This is a genomic window from Cellulosimicrobium sp. G4 BAM 1002 (assembly GCF_057126935.1).
In genome coordinates, this window is record NZ_CP182109.1 from 1,148,185 (window position 1) to 1,164,496 (window position 16,312).

At 73.5% G+C, this 16,312-nt stretch carries 17 protein-coding genes; 12 read left to right on the top strand and 5 right to left on the bottom strand.

Translation table 11 applies throughout. The features are described from left to right. The first annotated feature begins 100 nt into the window (after positions 1 to 100). Positions 101 to 736, top strand: a complete 636-nt coding sequence (locus ACMXGY_RS05180; RefSeq protein ID WP_483775820.1) for a hypothetical protein — start codon at positions 101 to 103, stop codon at positions 734 to 736. A gap of 29 nt (positions 737 to 765) precedes the next feature. Here ACMXGY_RS05180 and ACMXGY_RS05185 read toward each other — a convergent pair whose 3' ends face one another. After that, positions 766 to 2,091: an MFS transporter gene (locus ACMXGY_RS05185; RefSeq protein ID WP_483775821.1), complete on the bottom strand. Its 1,326-nt coding sequence runs from the start codon at positions 2,089 to 2,091 to the stop codon at positions 766 to 768. Between the two features lie 77 nt (positions 2,092 to 2,168). Here ACMXGY_RS05185 and ACMXGY_RS05190 point away from each other — a divergent pair, with 77 nt between their 5' ends. Further along, positions 2,169 to 2,762 (top strand): ArsR/SmtB family transcription factor, encoded by a 594-nt coding sequence (locus tag ACMXGY_RS05190; protein ID WP_483775822.1) that lies wholly within the window; start codon positions 2,169 to 2,171, stop codon positions 2,760 to 2,762. A gap of 18 nt (positions 2,763 to 2,780) precedes the next feature. Here the strand turns inward: ACMXGY_RS05190 and ACMXGY_RS05195 are convergent, their stop codons facing one another. Together ACMXGY_RS05195 and ACMXGY_RS05200 are read right to left on the bottom strand one after the other, a co-directional pair. Continuing rightward, positions 2,781 to 3,485, bottom strand: a complete 705-nt coding sequence (locus ACMXGY_RS05195; protein WP_483776788.1) for a potassium channel family protein — start codon at positions 3,483 to 3,485, stop codon at positions 2,781 to 2,783. 153 nt (positions 3,486 to 3,638) lie between these two features. Further along, positions 3,639 to 5,015 (bottom strand): TrkH family potassium uptake protein, encoded by a 1,377-nt coding sequence (locus tag ACMXGY_RS05200; protein WP_483775823.1) that lies wholly within the window; start codon positions 5,013 to 5,015, stop codon positions 3,639 to 3,641. A 299-nt stretch (positions 5,016 to 5,314) separates the two neighbouring features. On the opposite strand from ACMXGY_RS05200, the gene ACMXGY_RS05205 reads away from it, so the two are divergent. Together ACMXGY_RS05205 and ACMXGY_RS05210 are read left to right on the top strand one after the other, a co-directional pair. Further along, positions 5,315 to 6,499: an acetoin utilization protein AcuC gene (locus tag ACMXGY_RS05205; RefSeq protein ID WP_483776789.1), complete on the top strand. Its 1,185-nt coding sequence runs from the start codon at positions 5,315 to 5,317 to the stop codon at positions 6,497 to 6,499. A gap of 215 nt (positions 6,500 to 6,714) precedes the next feature. Continuing rightward, entirely contained in the window at positions 6,715 to 6,813 is a 99-nt protein-coding gene (locus ACMXGY_RS05210; RefSeq protein ID WP_003792170.1) for a 30S ribosomal protein bS22, read from the top strand. Between the two features lie 862 nt (positions 6,814 to 7,675). Here the strand turns inward: ACMXGY_RS05210 and ACMXGY_RS05215 are convergent. Next, positions 7,676 to 8,539, bottom strand: coding sequence for an HAD family hydrolase (locus ACMXGY_RS05215; protein WP_483775824.1), 864 nt, complete (start codon positions 8,537 to 8,539; stop codon positions 7,676 to 7,678). Positions 8,540 to 8,588: 49 nt separating this feature from the next. On the opposite strand from ACMXGY_RS05215, the gene ACMXGY_RS05220 reads away from it, so the two are divergent. Further along, positions 8,589 to 8,882 (top strand): glutaredoxin family protein, encoded by a 294-nt coding sequence (locus tag ACMXGY_RS05220; protein WP_483775825.1) that lies wholly within the window; start codon positions 8,589 to 8,591, stop codon positions 8,880 to 8,882. A 58-nt stretch (positions 8,883 to 8,940) separates the two neighbouring features. Then, positions 8,941 to 9,612 carry a redox-sensing transcriptional repressor Rex gene (locus ACMXGY_RS05225; RefSeq protein ID WP_483775826.1) on the top strand — a complete coding sequence of 224 codons (672 nt, stop codon included), beginning with the start codon at positions 8,941 to 8,943 and terminating at the stop codon, positions 9,610 to 9,612. 199 nt (positions 9,613 to 9,811) lie between these two features. Here the strand turns inward: ACMXGY_RS05225 and ACMXGY_RS05230 are convergent, their stop codons facing one another. After that, positions 9,812 to 10,363 carry a YceI family protein gene (locus ACMXGY_RS05230; protein WP_483775827.1) on the bottom strand — a complete coding sequence of 184 codons (552 nt, stop codon included), beginning with the start codon at positions 10,361 to 10,363 and terminating at the stop codon, positions 9,812 to 9,814. A 171-nt stretch (positions 10,364 to 10,534) separates the two neighbouring features. Between ACMXGY_RS05230 and ACMXGY_RS05235 the strand changes: the two genes are divergently transcribed. The 6 genes from ACMXGY_RS05235 to ccsB all read left to right on the top strand — a co-directional run bounded on the left by ACMXGY_RS05235 (position 10,535) and on the right by ccsB (position 16,298). Next, complete coding sequence (locus tag ACMXGY_RS05235; protein WP_483775828.1) at positions 10,535 to 11,062, top strand: MarR family winged helix-turn-helix transcriptional regulator; 528 nt, start codon at positions 10,535 to 10,537, stop codon at positions 11,060 to 11,062. 72 nt (positions 11,063 to 11,134) lie between these two features. Then, positions 11,135 to 11,806, top strand: a complete 672-nt coding sequence (locus ACMXGY_RS05240) for a histidine phosphatase family protein (RefSeq protein WP_483775829.1) — start codon at positions 11,135 to 11,137, stop codon at positions 11,804 to 11,806. Positions 11,807 to 11,933: 127 nt separating this feature from the next. Continuing rightward, entirely contained in the window at positions 11,934 to 12,575 is a 642-nt protein-coding gene (locus ACMXGY_RS05245) for a TlpA family protein disulfide reductase (RefSeq protein WP_483775830.1), read from the top strand. A gap of 104 nt (positions 12,576 to 12,679) precedes the next feature. Then, positions 12,680 to 13,444: a cytochrome c biogenesis CcdA family protein gene (locus tag ACMXGY_RS05250; RefSeq protein WP_483776790.1), complete on the top strand. Its 765-nt coding sequence runs from the start codon at positions 12,680 to 12,682 to the stop codon at positions 13,442 to 13,444. Further along, on the top strand, positions 13,444 to 15,246 hold the full coding sequence (gene resB / locus ACMXGY_RS05255) for a cytochrome c biogenesis protein ResB (protein WP_483775831.1): 1,803 nt from the start codon (positions 13,444 to 13,446) through the stop codon (positions 15,244 to 15,246). Before ACMXGY_RS05250 ends, resB begins: the two co-directional genes overlap by 1 nt. Further along, positions 15,243 to 16,298: a c-type cytochrome biogenesis protein CcsB gene (gene ccsB, locus ACMXGY_RS05260; RefSeq protein ID WP_483775832.1), complete on the top strand. Its 1,056-nt coding sequence runs from the start codon at positions 15,243 to 15,245 to the stop codon at positions 16,296 to 16,298. The genes resB and ccsB overlap by 4 nt, the downstream gene beginning before the upstream one ends. The last annotated feature ends 14 nt before the right edge of the window (positions 16,299 to 16,312 follow it).

The window sequence follows — 16,312 nt, forward strand, 5'->3', positions numbered from 1 at the left end:
GTCTCGAAGATGGCAGGATGTTCCCGGCTGGACGCTCGTCCAGTCGGGTTCGGGGGGACCCAGCGGCGCCCGCCCCGGGCCGGACGAAGAGGTTCACCGCGTGACGACCACCCGCAGGCTGCTCGCTGCCGTCGTGATCGCCGGCTCGCTCCTCCTCCCCGCCGGCGCCGCGTCCGCCGCCGTGGTCGCCACCGCGTCGCCCGACCCCTCCGAGGGTGTGCGCGTGAGCGTCGAGATCACCGAGCGCGAGGTGCCCGCGGGGCCGCGCGTCGTCGTCGTTGGCGACGGCCCGTTCGTCGTCGGCGGCACGATCGTGGTGCGGGGCACCGGCCTCGCGCCCCACACCACCTACGAGGTCTGGCTCGAGAGCGACCCGGCGCTCCTCGCCGAGGTCACGACCGACGCCGACGGCGCGCTCGAGCTCACCGTCACCATCCCCGCGGGGACGGTTGCGGGAGAGCACCACATCCGTCTCGTCGCACCGGGGGACGGCACGGACGTGCTGTCCGAGCCGTTCATCGTCCTCGCGGCGCCGCTCGAGCCCCAGGAACCGGGCGGCACGCCGACCACCGGCTCCGGCGGGACGACGGGCGGCGGGACCACCGCCTCCCCGCGTCCGGGCGGTCTCGCCACCACCGGGACGGGCCTCGCCGGAGTGGCCGTGCTGGCGGGACTGGCCGTCGCGGCCGGTGCCGCGCTGCGCCGTCGGGCAGGTCGGGGCCAGGCCGCCTCCTGAACAGGGTGCGGCCGGGTCGACGGTAGGGCTCAGTCCTCGGCGTCGGGATCGCGTCGTGCGGTGAGGCTTTGCTCTCCCGTGCGCTCTCCGGGGCCGTCCCGCAGGTCGGCGGCACGCTCCGCGGCGTCCATCGCGTGGTCCTTGACGACGAGCATCCCGAGGAGCGTGGCCGCCGCGACCGCCGCCATGACGACGAACACCGTGCGCAGCCCGAAGAGCTCGCCGAGCAGCCCGCCGACGGCGGCGCCGAGGGGCATCGTCCCCCACGCGACGAGGCGATAGCAGGAGTTCAGGCGGCCGAGCAGCGCGTCGGGCGTGATCCGCTGGCGCAGGGAGAGGGTGACGACGTTCCACACCGCGATCCCGGCGCCTCCCACGGCGAAGACGGCCCCGACCACCCACACGCTGGTCGTCACCGCGGGGGCGGCCACGAGCGCCACGGTGCTGAGGACCGTGAGCGCGAGGGACCGCGCACGGCCCACGCGCGCCACGACGCCTTCGGCGACGAACGACCCGGCGAACGCCCCGACGGCGGTCGTCGTGAGCAGGGCGCCGAACGCGGGCTCCGACAACCCCATCGGCGACGTCGGCCCCACCGCGTAGAGCACGAAGACGGCGAACACGGCGTTGGTGGCGAAGTTGATACCGCCGACCATCATCGCGAGCGTGCGCAGGATCCTGTCGTGCCACAGGAACCTCAGCCCCTCGGCGATGTCGGCGCGCAACGTGGTCGACGACGTCCGTTGCGGACGGTACGACCCGGGGATCCCGAGCAGCAGCACGACGGCGAGCGCCCACAGGGCCCCGGGCAGGCCGAACGCGACCGCCGCGCCGGCCGCGACGAGGAGACCGCCGAGCGGCGGCCCGACGAACTGGTTGGCCGTGAGCTCGGCCGCGTACAGGCGACCGTTGGCGCGCGGGAGCGCCGTGCGGGGCACGACCTGCGGCAGGATCGACTGGGCCGACGTGTCGTAGAGCGTCTCCGTCACGCCGACGCCGAACGCCACGACGTACAGCACGACGATGCTCCCTGCACCGGGGACGAGAGCCACCGCGGCGAGCGCCGCCACGAGCAGGGCCCGCGCGACGTTGGCACCGATCATGGCGTGCCGACGGTCGAGACGGTCGGCGAGCGCGCCCGCCGGGAGCGCGAAGAGGAGCCAGGGGAGCGTGAGCGCGAACGTCAGGCCCGCGACGAGCGCGGGCGAGTCGGTGTACCGCACGGCGACGAGCGGCAGCGCGACCTTGAGCACGCCGTCGGCGAGGTTGGAGACCGTCGACGCCAACCAGAGCCGGCGGAACGGCACGCCGAGAGGAGCTGCCGTCCGGCGTCGTCGGCGTGGGGCACGGGCCATGCCGCCCAGGATGACACACTGATCGAAGAAACCCAATCGATCGAGAACACTGGACCGGACGTGCCTACGATGTCCCCATGACCGCGCTTCCGGAGGAGCGACCCGAGGGATCGAGCGACGCGCCCGCCGCCGACCCGCGCCCCGTCGCCCACGACATACCCCGGCGACGTCCGCCGACCGCTCTCGAGGCGAAGGCTCTCGCCCACCCGCTGCGTCAACGCATCGTGCGCCAGTGCGGCACCCGCGAGATGACGAACAAGGAGCTCGCCGACCACCTCGGCGTCCCGCCGGGCACGGCGCTCCACCACGTCCGGCTCCTCGTCCGCGCCGGGCTCCTCGAGGCGGCGGAGGTCCGCACCGGCGCGGGCGGCGCGCTCGAGCGGCCGTACCGCGCCACCGGGGCCACCTGGTGGCTCGACGACCCCCTCCAGGAAACCGCACCCGACGTGCGGTTCGGTCCCGTCGCCGCCGCGCTCGACGACGCCCTGGCAGCCGGACCCGACGCCGTCACGACCTTCGCGACCTTCCGCCTCCACCTCTCCGACGACGACCTCGCCGAGCTGGACCGCCGCATCCTCGCCGTCCTCGACGAGTACGTCGCGACCGACGACGACCGCCTCGACCGCCCGCTCCACCGCGGCCTGTTCGTCCTGCACCGCCCCGTGCCCTGACCTGTCGCCGACCCCGGCTCAGGGGCGGGCCGCGAAGCGCTCCAGGAGGTCGGCGTGGCCGGAGACGATGAGGAGGTCGTTCGCGCTGATCCGGGTCTCCGGCGTGGCGTAGAGGAAGTCCTCGCCCGGTGATTTCACGCCGATCACCGTGACGCCGTAGCGCTCGCGCACCTTGGACTGCGCGAGGGTGAAGCCCTGGACCTCCTTCGGGGGACGCATCTTGACGATGGTGAACCCGTCCTCGACCTCGATGTAGTCGAGCAGCTTGCCGGACACGAGGTGCGCGACGCGGGCACCGGCGTCGGCCTCGGGGAAGACCACGTGGTGCGCGCCGATCCGCTGGAGGATGCGGCCGTGCTCGGCGGAGACCGCCTTGGCCCAGATCTGCGGCGTGCCGAGGTCCACGAGGTTGCCGGTGATGAGCACGCTGGCCTCGAGCGAGGTCCCCACGCCGACGACCGCGACGGGGAAGTCGCGCGCGCCGAGCTGCTCGAGCGCGACCGGGTTGGACGCGTCGGCCTCGACGAGCGGGAGCTGGCCGCTCCACTGCGCGACGAGGTCGGGGTCACGCTCGACCGCGAGCACGTCCTGGCCGAGGCGGTCGAGCGTCGCCGCGATCGCCGTCCCGAAGCGGCCGAGCCCGACGACGAGGACGCCGGCGTCCTTGCGCGGCGCCTTGGCCTCGTCGCGCCGCGCCCGCTCGGCGCGGCCACGCTCGACGATGCGCCGGGCGACGGGGTCTGCCGGGAGGTTGCCCTTGGCGGCGCCGGGGGAGAGGGGGTCGGTCACGGTGGAGCCTTTCCTGGGTGTCCCGCGCGGACGCGGAGGGTGGAGGTGAGATCGCACGACGGCGGCCGGTCGCGCCGTCGTCGGGGCTCACCCGATGATGGGGCGCTCCTCGGGGTAGCGCACGATGCGGCGCCGGTCGCGCAGGGCCAGCGCGGCGGCGAACGTCATGGTGCCGGTGCGCCCGACGAACATGAGCGCGACGAGCACGTACTTGCCCGCGTCGGGCAGCTCGGGCGTGATGCCCGTGCTCAGGCCGACGGTCGCGAACGCCGAGATCGTCTCGAAGAGGATGACGTCGAGCGACTCGCCGGTGATCTCGAGGAGCAGCAGGCTCGACAGGAGGACCGCCGTCGCGCCGACGAACGACACCGCGACGGCGAGGCGCAGCGTGTCGCGCGGGATGCGCCGTCCGAACGCGTCCATGTCGCGGTCGCCGCGGGCCTCCGAGACGATGGCGATGAGCATGACCGCGAGGGTCGTGACCTTGATGCCGCCGGCGGTCGACGCGGAACCGCCGCCGACGAACATCAGCGCGTCGGTGATGAGCCAGCTCGCCTCGTGCATGTTGGCCGTGTCGACGGTCGAGAACCCGCCCGAGCGCGGCATGACGCCCGCGAACAGGGACGCGAGGAGCTTCTCACCGAACGAGAGCGGGCCGAGAGTCCCCTTGTTCGTCCACTCGAGCGCGGCGAAGAGGACCGTGCCGACGACCACCAGCACCCCGCTCATCGTCAGCGTGAGCTTCGTGTGCAGGCTCCACTTGTCCGCCCGACGGCGGCTGCGCAGGACGTTGAGGATCACAGGGAAGCCGAGCGACCCGATGAACACGCCGAGGACGATCGGCAGGCAGAGCATCCAGTCCCCGACGTACGGCATCAGGCCGTGCTCGGTAGGGACGAAGCCCGCGTTGTTGAACGCCGAGATCCCGTAGAAGATGCCGTGCCACGCCGCCTCGCCCACGGTCTCCTCGAGGACGAGGAAGCGCGGGAAGAGCAGGAGCGCGATGAGCAGCTCGAGGGCCGTCGAGGTGATGATGACGACGCGGACGAGGGAGCCGACCTCGCCGAGCCGCGTCGTCTTGGTCTCCGACGCCGTGAGGAGCTTCTGCGTGAGCCCGATCCGGCGTGAGACCGCCATCCCGAGGATCGACGCGAGCGTCATGACGCCGAGGCCACCGATCTTGATGCCGATCAGGATGACGACCTGGCCGTACGTCGACCAGTACGTGCCGGTGGGTACCACGACGAGACCGGTGACGCACACCGCCGACGTCGCGGTGAACAGCGCGTCGACGAACGGCGCGCTGCGGCCGCTCGCCGTCGCCCAGGGGGCGAGCAGCAGCGCCGTGAAGAGCGCGATGACGCCGGCGAACACCGTGACGGCGAGGCGCGCGGGCGACTGCCGGGCGAGGCGGTCGACGATCTCCCGCCCCTTGAACAGGCGCCCGGTCATGCTCGTCGGCATGGAGCCTCCCTCACCACTCGCGTCACTCTGCCACGGGCACCGGGACCCGTCATGTCGCCGCTCCGGCGCCGGGACATCATGCCTCCTCGACGGTGCGGCCGGGTACACGGACGTGCGTCGCGGCGTGCCCGTCCGGCGGCCGGTCGCCCCGGGCGGGCGTCCGCCGTCGGGCGTTACGGTGAGCCATGCCCACGACCGAGCCCTCGTCGTCGCCGGCCGCACCCTCGTCGTCGACGGCGGCCGCGCCGTCCTCGCGGACGGCACCCGGCGCCGATCCGGGTCGGTCGCCCGGCTCGTGCATGGTGTGGAGCCCGGAGCTCCTGAGCTACGACTTCGGGCCGGGACACCCCATGGCACCGACGCGCCTCGAGCTCACGATGGGGCTCGTGGAGGCGCTCGGGCTCCTCGGCGGTACTGACGGCGCGGGCGGCTCCGACGGGCACGACGTCGAGGTCGTGGCGCCGGCGCCCGCTGCCGACGACGTCCTGGCCCTCGTCCACGAGCCCGCCTACGTCGCGGCGGTGCGTGCCGCGTCCACGACCGGGACCCCCGACGAGCGCCGCGGCCTCGGCACCGAGGACGACCCCGTCTTCCCGGGCATGCACGAGGCGGCCGCGCGGATCGTCGCCGGGTCGTACGAGGCCGCGGGAGCGATCGCGGCCGGCCGCGTGGTCCACGCGGTGAACGTCGCCGGCGGGATGCACCACGCGAAGGCCGGGGCCGCGTCGGGCTTCTGCGTGTACAACGACGCCGCGGTCGCGATCCGGCGCCTGCTGGACGACGGCGTCGAGCGGGTCGCGTACGTGGACCTCGACGCGCACCACGGGGACGGCGTCGAGGAGATGTTCTGGGACGACCCGCGCGTGCTGACGGTCTCCGTGCACCAGAGCGGCGCGACGCTGTTCCCCGGGACCGGGCACCCGACGGACGTCGGCGGCCCGCACGCGGAGGGGTCGGCGGTCAACGTCGCCCTGCCGCGTCGCACCGACGGCGCTCGCTGGCTGCGCGCCGTCGACGCCGTCGTGCCGCCCGTGCTGCGCGCCTTCCGGCCCGACGTCCTCGTCACCCAGCACGGCTGCGACGCGCACGGCGACGACCCGCTGTCCGACCTCGACGTGTCGGTCGACGCGCAGCGCACCGCGCTGGCGCAGGTGCACGCGCTGGCGCACGAGCTCACGGGCGGGCGCTGGCTCGCGCTCGGAGGGGGCGGGTACGCGATCGCACGCGTCGTCCCGCTCGTGTGGTCGGCCGTCGTGGGGGAGGTCGTGCACCGGCCCGTGACCGCGGGCACGCACCTTCCCGAGAACTGGCGTGCGCGCGTCGCCGAGGTGGCGGGCTTCGACGCGCCGCTCGAGTTCGGGCCGCCCGTCGACGTGCGTCGCTGGCGCGACGGGTTCGACCCGGACGACGACGTGGACCGCGCTGTCGTCGCCACCCGACGTGCGGTCTTCCCCCTCCTCGGGCTCGACCCGCACTTCGACTGACGCCTGACGCGGTCAGCGAGCGGCAGTTCACGCTGGTTCCCGCACCCTGCGTCACGGGGCACGGGCGCGAGCGGGTAGTCTAGGGGGCGGATTTCTCTCGTGTTGGTCGGCTCGAGCGCCCTCGTGGACGCCGGGCGCCCCGATCAACCGTGGACCACACGCGGCCGGTCGACCGGTCGCCGACCGACACGCCGCTCGAGCATTGCGAGGACCGTATGGGCTCCGTCATCAAGAAGCGCCGCAAGCGCATGGCCAAGAAGAAGCACCGCAAGCTGCTTCGCAAGACGCGTCACCAGCGTCGTAACAAGAAGTGACGTCGCGCGCGTCCTGAACGCGCACGACGACCGCGAGCCCGGCCCCTCCTCGAGGGACCGGGCTCGCCCCGTCTCCGGCACTTTCGCGCCGCGTGCGTCTCTAGCCCGCATCGTCGGGTCCGCGTGCGGGGCGGCGTCGGTGCTCGGGCTGGGTTGGGCGGTCTCGTGGTCGGGTTCGCGTGCGGGGCGGCGTCGGTGCTCGGGCTGTCCGCGCCGTCACCGTGGTCCGTCGGGCGGGGGTCTTGGGAGCGCGGCCTTGACGCCCTTCGCATCCGACGCCGCCCCACCCGCTCAGCCACCACCCCACCCAGGCGGACGACTGGTCCCGGACCCGCCGAGGTAGAACCGTGGTCGCACGAAGTAGAACCAGGTCCGTCGAGGTAGAACCGTGGTCGCCGAAGTAGAACCGTGGTCGCGTCAGTGGCGACGGCGACGGAGGGCGTGGGGCTTTGCCAGCCGAGGCGGTGCGGCCCGCGTTCGTGGCGACCATGCGGTCACGGCCCGTCGAGCATGCGCTTCTCGCCCGTCACGTGCTCAGGACGAGCCGCAACGACATGCTCGGCGCAGCACCCGGGGGGCGGTCGCCCGGGTGAGCACCGACCGGGGTGGGACGACGCCGGGAGGGGTGGGTGGGGGCGCCGCGTCGTGGTCGGGCCTGGCGGGAGCCGCGAGGAACGAGCGGCGGATGGTAGACGCGGCGCCCCCACCCACCCCGACACCCAACCCGACCAAGCGCCGTCCGACATGACCACGGTTCTACCTCGGCGGACCACGGTTCTACCTCGCGCGACCACGGTTCTACCTCGGCCGACCACGGTTCGACCCCCCGCGCGACCGGGGTTCTCCCTCGGCGGAGGTGCGGTCAGAGGCGGGAGATCCGGCGGTCGACGGCGCGCCGTACCGACCGCAGGACGAGTGCCGCGGCCCACGCGGCGCCGGCCCAGCTCGCGGTGCGCATGCTGCTGCGGGCGACGCGACGCCGCCGGCCACGGAACTCGCGGATGGGCCAGCCGACGTCCTGCGCGTGACGGCGCAGCCGGGCGTCGGGGTTGATCGGGCAGGGATGCCCGACGGCCTCCATCATCGTCACGTCGTTGAGCGAGTCGCCGTAGGCGTACGACCCCTCGAGGTCGAGGTCCTCGCGCTCGGCGAGCGCTCGCACGCCGGCCGCCTTCGCGCGCCCGTGCATCATGTCGCCGACGAGCCGCCCGGAGTAGAACCCGTCCTCGTGCTCGGCGACGGTCCCGAGCGCGCCGGTCGCGCCGAGGCGGCGTGCGATGAGCTCACCGATCTCGACCGGGGTCGCGGAGACGAGCCACACCTGGTGCCCTGCGGCGAGATGCTCGTCGATGAGCCGGCGCGTGCCGGGGTAGATGCGCAGGGAGAGGACCGTGTCGTAGACCTCCTCGCCGATGGCGGTGACCTCGGCGACGGAGCGGCCGGCGATGAGCGCGAGGGCGCGGGAGCGGATGCGGTCGATCTGCTGCTTGTTCTCGCCGAAGAGGAGGTAGCGCGCCTGGTGGACGGCGAAGCGCACGAGGTCGCCGGTCGAGAAGAACTCCCGCTGGTACAGGGCGCGCGCGAGGTGGAACGACGACGCGCCGCGGATGATCGTGTTGTCGACGTCGAAGAACGCGGCGGTGCGGTGCGCGGGGGCTGGCGCGTCCTGGGTGGCGCGGTGCGTCCCGGGGGTCCGGGAGGGGCCCGGACCGCTCGACGTCGCCATGCCCTCCACTCTATGCCGTCGTACCACCGTGCCCTCGTACCCTGGGGACGTGAGCACCCCGGAGCAGCCGACCCCGCCCGTCCTCCTGTACGGCAGGCAGGGGTGCCACCTGTGCGACGACGCCCGGGTCGTCGTCGAGGCAGTGTGCGCCGAGGCGGGGGTCGCCTGGGCGGAGGTCGACCTGGACGACCCGGCGACGGATCCGGCGGTGCGCGAGCAGTACGGCGAGTACGTCCCGGTGGTGACGGTCCGGGGGGTCCAGCAGGGCTTCTGGCGCGTGGACGCGCGTCGGCTCGCACGCGCCGTGGGCAGGATTTCGGGCGCACGCGCCGACCTGGGATGATCGGCACGAACGAGGAGCGACCGTCGACGAGGACGGTCCCAGGACAACGGTGGTGACGGTGGCTGAGCAGGTTGTCGGTGAGGTGACGGCGCCGGGTATCCCCAGCGCGACGGTGGCGCGGCTCCCGTCGTACCTCCGGGCGTTGCGGGACCTCGTGGCGCGCGGCGTGACGACGACGTCGTCGGTCGAGCTCGCGGAGCTGTCGGGCGTGGGCCCGGCGCAGCTGCGCAAGGACCTGTCGTTCCTCGGGTCGTTCGGCACCCGTGGCGTGGGCTACGACGTGGACTCGCTCGCGCAGTACATCACCGAGGCGCTCGGGCTGGTGGACGAGCACCGGATCGCCATCGTCGGCATCGGCAACCTCGGGCACGCGCTCGCGAACTACTCGGGGTACGAGCAGCGGGGGTTCCACGTCGCGGCGCTCCTCGACGCGTCGGCGGACGTCGTCGGGACGCGGGCCGCCGGGATCGTCGTGGAGCACGTGGACTCGCTCGAGGAGGTCGTGGAGCGCGAGAAGGTGACGATCGTGGTCCTCGCGACTCCCGCCGCGCACGCGCAGACCGTCGCGGACCGCGTCGTCGCGGCGGGCGTGCGGGAGATCCTCAACTTCGCGCCGCGCGCGCTGCAGGTCCCGCCGGACGTGGACGTGCGCGGCGTGGACGTCGGCAGCGAGCTGCAGATCCTCGCGTTCCACTCGCAGGCACGGGCCCTCGCCGAGGCCCGGGAGTAAGTCGCGCGCGGTAGGCGCCTGCCCAGTCCTCTGGTGGGCCCGACGCGGGCACGCCGGTCTCGTCACCTGCCGGCGCACCGCTCTGCGGAGGTGTGGGTACGGCGAGAGGCCGCGTGCTCATGCACGCGGCCTCTCGGGCGGCGCCCCTGCCGGGGGGGGGGGGGGGCGACGGTTGCCCGGCTGGGGGCCGGGCTCGGCGTCAGGCCTGCTTGATGGCCGAGACGTCGAGCGAGATCTTGATCTTGTCGCCGACGAGCACGCCGCCGGTCTCGAGGGCGGCGTTCCAGGTGAGGCCGAACTCCTTGCGGGAGATCTCGGTCGAGGCCTCGAACCCGGCGCGCGGGTTGCCGAACGGGTCGGTCGCGGTGCCGGCGAACTCGGTCTCGAGCTCGACGGGCTTGGTCACGCCGTTGATGGTCAGGTCGCCCACGACGACGTAGTCGTCGCCGTCGCCCGTGATGCTCGTCGACGTGAACGTCCACGTCGGCTTGTTCTCTGCGTCCCAGAAGTCCGCGCTGCGCAGGTGGTTGTCGCGGTTCTCGTCACCGGTGCTGACCGAGGCGGCGTCGAGCTCGGCGGTCACGGACGTCGACTCGAGGTCGTCGCCGACCGTGATCGAGCCGTTCGTGATGGCGAGCGTCCCGCGCACCTTGGAGATGCCGGCGTGACGGACGGTGAACGCCGCGTGCGAGTGCGACGCGTCGAGGGCGTAGGTTCCGGTCGTGAGGCCGGCGGGCAGCGACGTGGCCATGGGTGCTCCTGGAGGTCGTGGTCCCTGCGGGACGCAAACTGGTTGAAGGTTCAACTTCGTACGGCGGTATCAACATACGCGGTCGCGCCATCTATTCCCAGCAGGATGGAAGAATGCCCATGACGCCCCGTCAACCGAACGACAGGACCCTATGCACCGCCCGAGGACCTCATGACCAGCAACGACGTCGAGACGTCGGCGACCGGACGCCCCGCCACGGATCTCGTGACCGGCGCCGAGCCCCGGTGGCTCGACGCCGATCAGCAGCGCCTGTGGCGTGCCTACCTCGACGGCACCGTGCGGTTCATCGAGGCGCTCGGCCGGGACCACGAGGAGCGGTCCGCGGTGTCCCTCAACGAGTACGAGCTGCTGGTGCGCCTCTCGGAGAGCCCTGACCGCACGCTGCGCATGTCCGCCCTCGCCGACGGGCTCGCGCGCTCGCGGAGCCGGGTGACCCACACCGTCGCGCGCATGGAGGCGCGCGGGCTCGTGCGTCGCTCGGCGAGCACGGGCGACCGGCGCGGCGTCAACTGCGAGATGACGGCCGAGGGCTACCGCGTCCTCGTCGCCTCCGCGCCGACCCACGTCGCGGCCGTCCGCCGGTACATGGTCGACGTGCTGACTCCCGAGCAGTTCCAGGCGCTCGGCGAGGCGATGGCCGTCGTCGCCGAGGCGTGCAAGCAGGATCGGGAGGCCTGACCGCGGGAGGTCCCCGGTCGGCTCGCCGTCCGGGTGCGGTGCTGCCGCGCGGAGTGCGGGACACTGGTGCCCATGGTCTCCACCATCGTCCACCTCCTGCGCCACGGCGAGGTCCACAACCCTGACGGCGTCCTCTACGGACGGATCTCCGGCTACCACCTCTCGGAGCGCGGCCACGAGATGGCCCGCCGTGTCGCCGCCCACCTCGCGGGCGAGCCCGGCCCGGACGGGACCTCGCGGCCCCGGGCGGACCTCGTCGTCGTCACGGCCTCCCCGCTCCAGCGTGCCCAGGAGACGGCGGCCCCCGCCGCAGAGGCCTTCGGCCTCGAGCTCGGCACCGACGACCGCCTCATCGAGGCGGCGAACCACTTCGAAGGCATGACCTTCGGCGTGGGCGACGGCTCCCTGCGCCACCCGCAGCACTGGCGCTTCCTGTGGAACCCGTTCCGGCCGTCGTGGGGCGAGCCGTACGTCGAGCAGGTGGCCCGCATGCAGGCTGCCGTCGTCGACGCGCGCGAGAAGGCAGCCGGGCACGAGGCGCTCCTCGTGAGCCACCAGCTGCCGGTGTGGCTCACGCGGCTGGGCTACGAGAACCGCCGCCTGTGGCACGACCCGCGCAAGCGAGAGTGCTCCCTCGCGTCCCTCACGTCGCTGCACTTCGAGGACGAGCGCCTCGTCGGTCTCCACTACACCGAGCCGGTCGCCGACCTCCTCCCGGGGGCCGCGACCGTCTCCGGAGCGTGAGATCGGTCATGCCGGACGGCTCGCTCCGAGACGCAGCGCCCGAACCGCCCGGATTGCGCGTGACGGCCGTCACGTCTCCCAGGTGGCGCCCAGGAACTGCGGGCAGGGTGCGTCCCGTGATGCCGTCGTGACCGCCTGGCCTCGCGCGCGACGCGCGCGCCCCGCGCCTCCCCGGGTACCCGCCCGTCGCGGGTTCGCCGCCGCCGCGGTCGCGCTGACCGCGCTCACCCTGTCCGCGTGCGCCCAGGACTCCGGCGCCACGACCGACGTCGTCGGGCAGGGGTACGTGTCCGGTGACGGGTCCGTGCGGACCTGGGACGCCGACGACCGCGGGGACGCGGTCACGCTGACGGGCACCGACTACGAGGGCGAGGCCGTCGACACGGGCGCGTGGCTCGGCGACGTCGTCGTGCTCAACACCTGGTACGCGGCGTGCGCGCCGTGCCGCGCCGAGGCGCCCGACCTCGTGGCGCTCGCGAACGACCGTGCCGACGACGGCGTGCAGGTCCTCGGCATCAACACGACCGACGAGGCCGGCGCCGCCCAGGCGTTCCAGCGCCGCTTCGAGGTCCCGTACCCGTCGATCGACGACCGCAGCGGCGAGGTCGTCGCGACCCTGTCCGGCACCGTGCCGCTCCAGGCGGTCCCGTCGACGGTCGTGCTCGACCGCGAGGGCCGCGTCGCGGCGCGCGTCATCGGGCTCGCGGAGGGCTCGACGCTCACCGCGCTCGTCGACGACGTGCTGGCCGAGGACGAGGCGGCCGGCTGACCGTGCCCGTCCTCCCGTCCCTCGCTGCCGTCCCGGCCGTCGTCCCCGCGGTCGCCGCGACGAGCGTCGGCGACACGTTCGCCACGACCGTCTTCAGCGGTTCGATGCTGCTCGCACTGCCCGTCGCGGTGCTCGCCGGGCTCGTGTCCTTCGCGTCGCCGTGCGTGCTCCCCCTCGTGCCCGGCTACGTGGGGTACGTGAGCGGGATGGCCGCCGCGAACGCGGGGGGCGGGCGCGGCTCGCGGGGCACGTCCGGCACGACGGCGACGCGCACCCAGACCGCCGCCCCGAGCCGGGGCCGGGTCCTCGCCGGGGTCGGCCTGTTCGTCGCGGGGTTCACGCTCGTGTTCGTCGCGCTGATGTTCGCCGCCGGTGCCGTCGGGGTGCACCTCGTGCGCTGGGAGGACGTCATCACGCGCGTGCTGGGCGTGGTCGTGATCCTCATGGGCTTCGCGTTCATGGGCGCGGTGCCGTTCCTCCAGCGCGAGCGCCGGCTGCACCTCAGCCCGCAGGCGGGCCTGTGGGGTGCGCCGCTGCTCGGGATCGTGTTCGGCCTCGGCTGGACGCCTTGCCTCGGGCCGACGCTCGTCGCCGTCCAGGCGCTCTCGCTGAGCGAGGCGTCGGCGGGACGCGGCGCGGTCCTCGGCATCGCGTACTGCATCGGCCTCGGGGTCCCGTTCCTGCTCATCGCGCTCGGGCTGCAGAGCTCGCAGCGCATGCTCGGCTTCCTGCGCCGGCACCGGCTCGCCGTGATGCGCGTCGGCGGCGGGCTGCTCGTGCTCATCGGCCTCGCGCTGGTGACGGGCCTGTGGACGACGTGGACGACGTCGCTGCAGGGCTGGATCGGCGGATTCGTGACGGTGGTGTGATGAGCGACGAGACGGAGCAGACGACGACGGCGCAGAGATACCGGCCCGAGGGGATCGACGACGCGTTCGACGCGCCCACCGGCACGAGGCCCCCGCAGGTCCCGACCCTCGGCTGGCGCGGCACCCTGCGCTGGACGTGGCGCCAGCTCACGAGCATGCGCGTCGCGCTCATGCTGCTCATGCTGCTCGCCGTCGCGGCGGTGCCCGGCTCGGTGCTGCCGCAGCGCCCGCAGGATCCGGCGGCCGTGCTGCGCTACCTGCAGGAGAACCCGACGACGGGCGAGTGGCTCGACCGCCTCGGCTTCTTCGACGTGTACACGTCGGTCTGGTTCTCCGCGATCTACCTCCTGCTGTTCGTCTCGCTCGTCGGCTGCATCCTGCCGCGGACGGCGGCCCACCTGCGCTCGGTGCGCGCCCGCCCGCCGCGCACCCCGCGCCGGTTCGACCGGTTCCCCGCGCAGGCGCGCGCGGTCACGGACGCGACGCCCGACGAGGTCGTGGCCGCCGCGGGCTCCCACCTGCGGGGTCGGCTGCGGTGGCTCCCGACGTTCCGTGTGGACACGGGGTCCGAGGACATGACGCCCGCGCGAGGCCGCGCCGCGGCCCGCCCGGCGGCCCGGACGGTGTCCGCCGAGCGCGGGTACGTGCGCGAGTCGGGGAACCTCCTGTTCCACCTGTCGCTCGTCGGGTTGCTGGTCGCCGTCGCGACGGGCCAGCTCCTGCACTACCGCGGCCAGGCGATCGTCACCGAGGGCCGCGGGTTCGCGAACGCCGTCGTGGACTACGACACGTTCGAGAACGGCGCGTGGTTCCGGCCGTCGTCGCTCGTGCCGTTCTCGATGACGCTGGACGCGTTCGAGGCGGAGTTCGCGGCGGACGCGGTCGCGTTCGCGCAGTCGCGGGACTTCACCGCGAGCGTCACGGTGCGCGACCCCGGCGGCGAGGCGCACGAGGAGACGATCAAGGTCAACCACCCGCTCACCGCGGGCGGCGCGAAGATCTACCTCCAGGGCAACGGCTTCGCCCCCGAGGTGACCGTGCGTGACGCCGACGGCGAGGTCGCCTTCGCCGGACGCGTGCCGTTCCTGCCCGAGGACACGATGTACACGTCGCGGGGCGTCATCAAGGTCCCGGACGTGTCGGCGGGGCTCGACCAGATCGGCCTGGTCGGCTACTTCCTGCCGACCGCGGAGCTGAGCGAGGACGGCACGACCGCGACGTCGGTCTACCCGCAGCCGATCAACCCGATGCTCGTCCTCGAGGTCTACCGGGGCGACCTCGGGCTGGACGAGGGCCTGCCGCAGAACGTCTACCGGCTCGACACGGACGACCTCACCGCCTCGGTCGACGAGCAGGGCGAGCGCGTCAAGCTGCTCGTCGCGCCCGGCGAGACCGTCGACCTGCCGGACGGTCTGGGCACGATCTCGTTCGAGTCGCTCCCGCGCTACGTCGCGCTCGACCTGCGCCACGACCCGTCGCTGACGTGGGTGCTCGTCTTCGCGCTCGGCGCGCTCTCGGGCCTGGCCGTCTCGCTCTTCACGCCGCGCCGGCGCGTGTGGGTGCGCGCGTGGCGCGAGGAGGTCGCCCCGACCGGCGAGGCGGCCGCGGCCGACGGCGCACCGCGCGAGCGCACCGTCGTCGCCGTCGCGGGGCTCGCCCGCGGGGACGACGCCGGGCTGCAGGGCGAGGTGGACCGGCTTCTCGCCGCGCTCCCGGGCGTGACACCATCAGGTGAGGGCGACCTCACCTCCCGCACGACGAACCAGACCGCGCGGGACCGCGCACGAAAGGCTGACCGATGACCGTTGCCGAGCTGAGCCAGGACCTGGTCTGGGCCGCCGCGACCGCGCTGACCGTCGCGCTCGTCGCGTTCGCGATCGACCTTGCACGGCTCGCGGGCCGTCGTGACGACGAGCGCGAGGCCGACCGCGCGGTCGAGGCCGCCCGCGAGACCGACCGCGCCGAGGTGCTCGCCGCGGCGGGAGGAGCACCGGCGGCGACGACGTCGGGGTCGCCCTACGGCCCGGACGCGCCGCCCGCCGGGACAGACGGCTCCGCCGACGGTCCGACCGTCGCCGCGCCGTCGCGCAAGGCGGCGAACATCGGCATCTCGGTGACGTGGCTCGGGACGGGGCTGCTCCTGGCCGCGATCGTCACGCGCGGCATCGCCGCCGGCCGCACGCCGTGGGCCAACATGTACGAGTTCACGCTCGTCGGCGCGTTCGTCGCGCTCGCGGTGTTCCTCGGCGTCTCGCTCAAGCGTGACGTGCGCTTCCTCGGGTCGTTCGTCACCGGGCTCGCGGTGCTGTTCCTCGTGCTCGCGCAGAACGCGTTCTTCGTCGCCGCGACGGGCGTGCAGCCGGCGCTCCAGTCGTACTGGCTGGTCATCCACGTCGGTGTCGCGATCATCGCGACGGGCATCTTCACGGTCGCGTTCGTCACGTCGGTGCTGCAGCTCCTGCGCGACTCGCGCGACGGCGGCAACGCCTTCCTCGGGGCGCGCGGCTGGCGCTGGCTCGACTCGACGCCGGGCCCCCAGCAGCTCGAGGCCCTGAGCTTCCGCCTCAACGCGGTCGCGTTCGTGCTGTGGACGTTCACCATCATCGGCGGCGCGATCTGGGCCGAGCACGCGTGGGGCCGCTACTGGGGCTGGGACCCCAAGGAGGTCTGGAGCTTCGTCGTCTGGATCGTGTACGCGGCGTACCTGCACGCGCGCACGACCCGCGGCTGGTCCGGCCGCCGGGCGGCGTACTTCGTGATCGTCGGGTACGCGTGCGTGCTGTTCAACTTCACCGGCGTGAACCTGCTGTTCAACGGCAAGCACTCGTACTCGGGCCTCACCACGGGCGAATGACCGCTCTGCCGCCC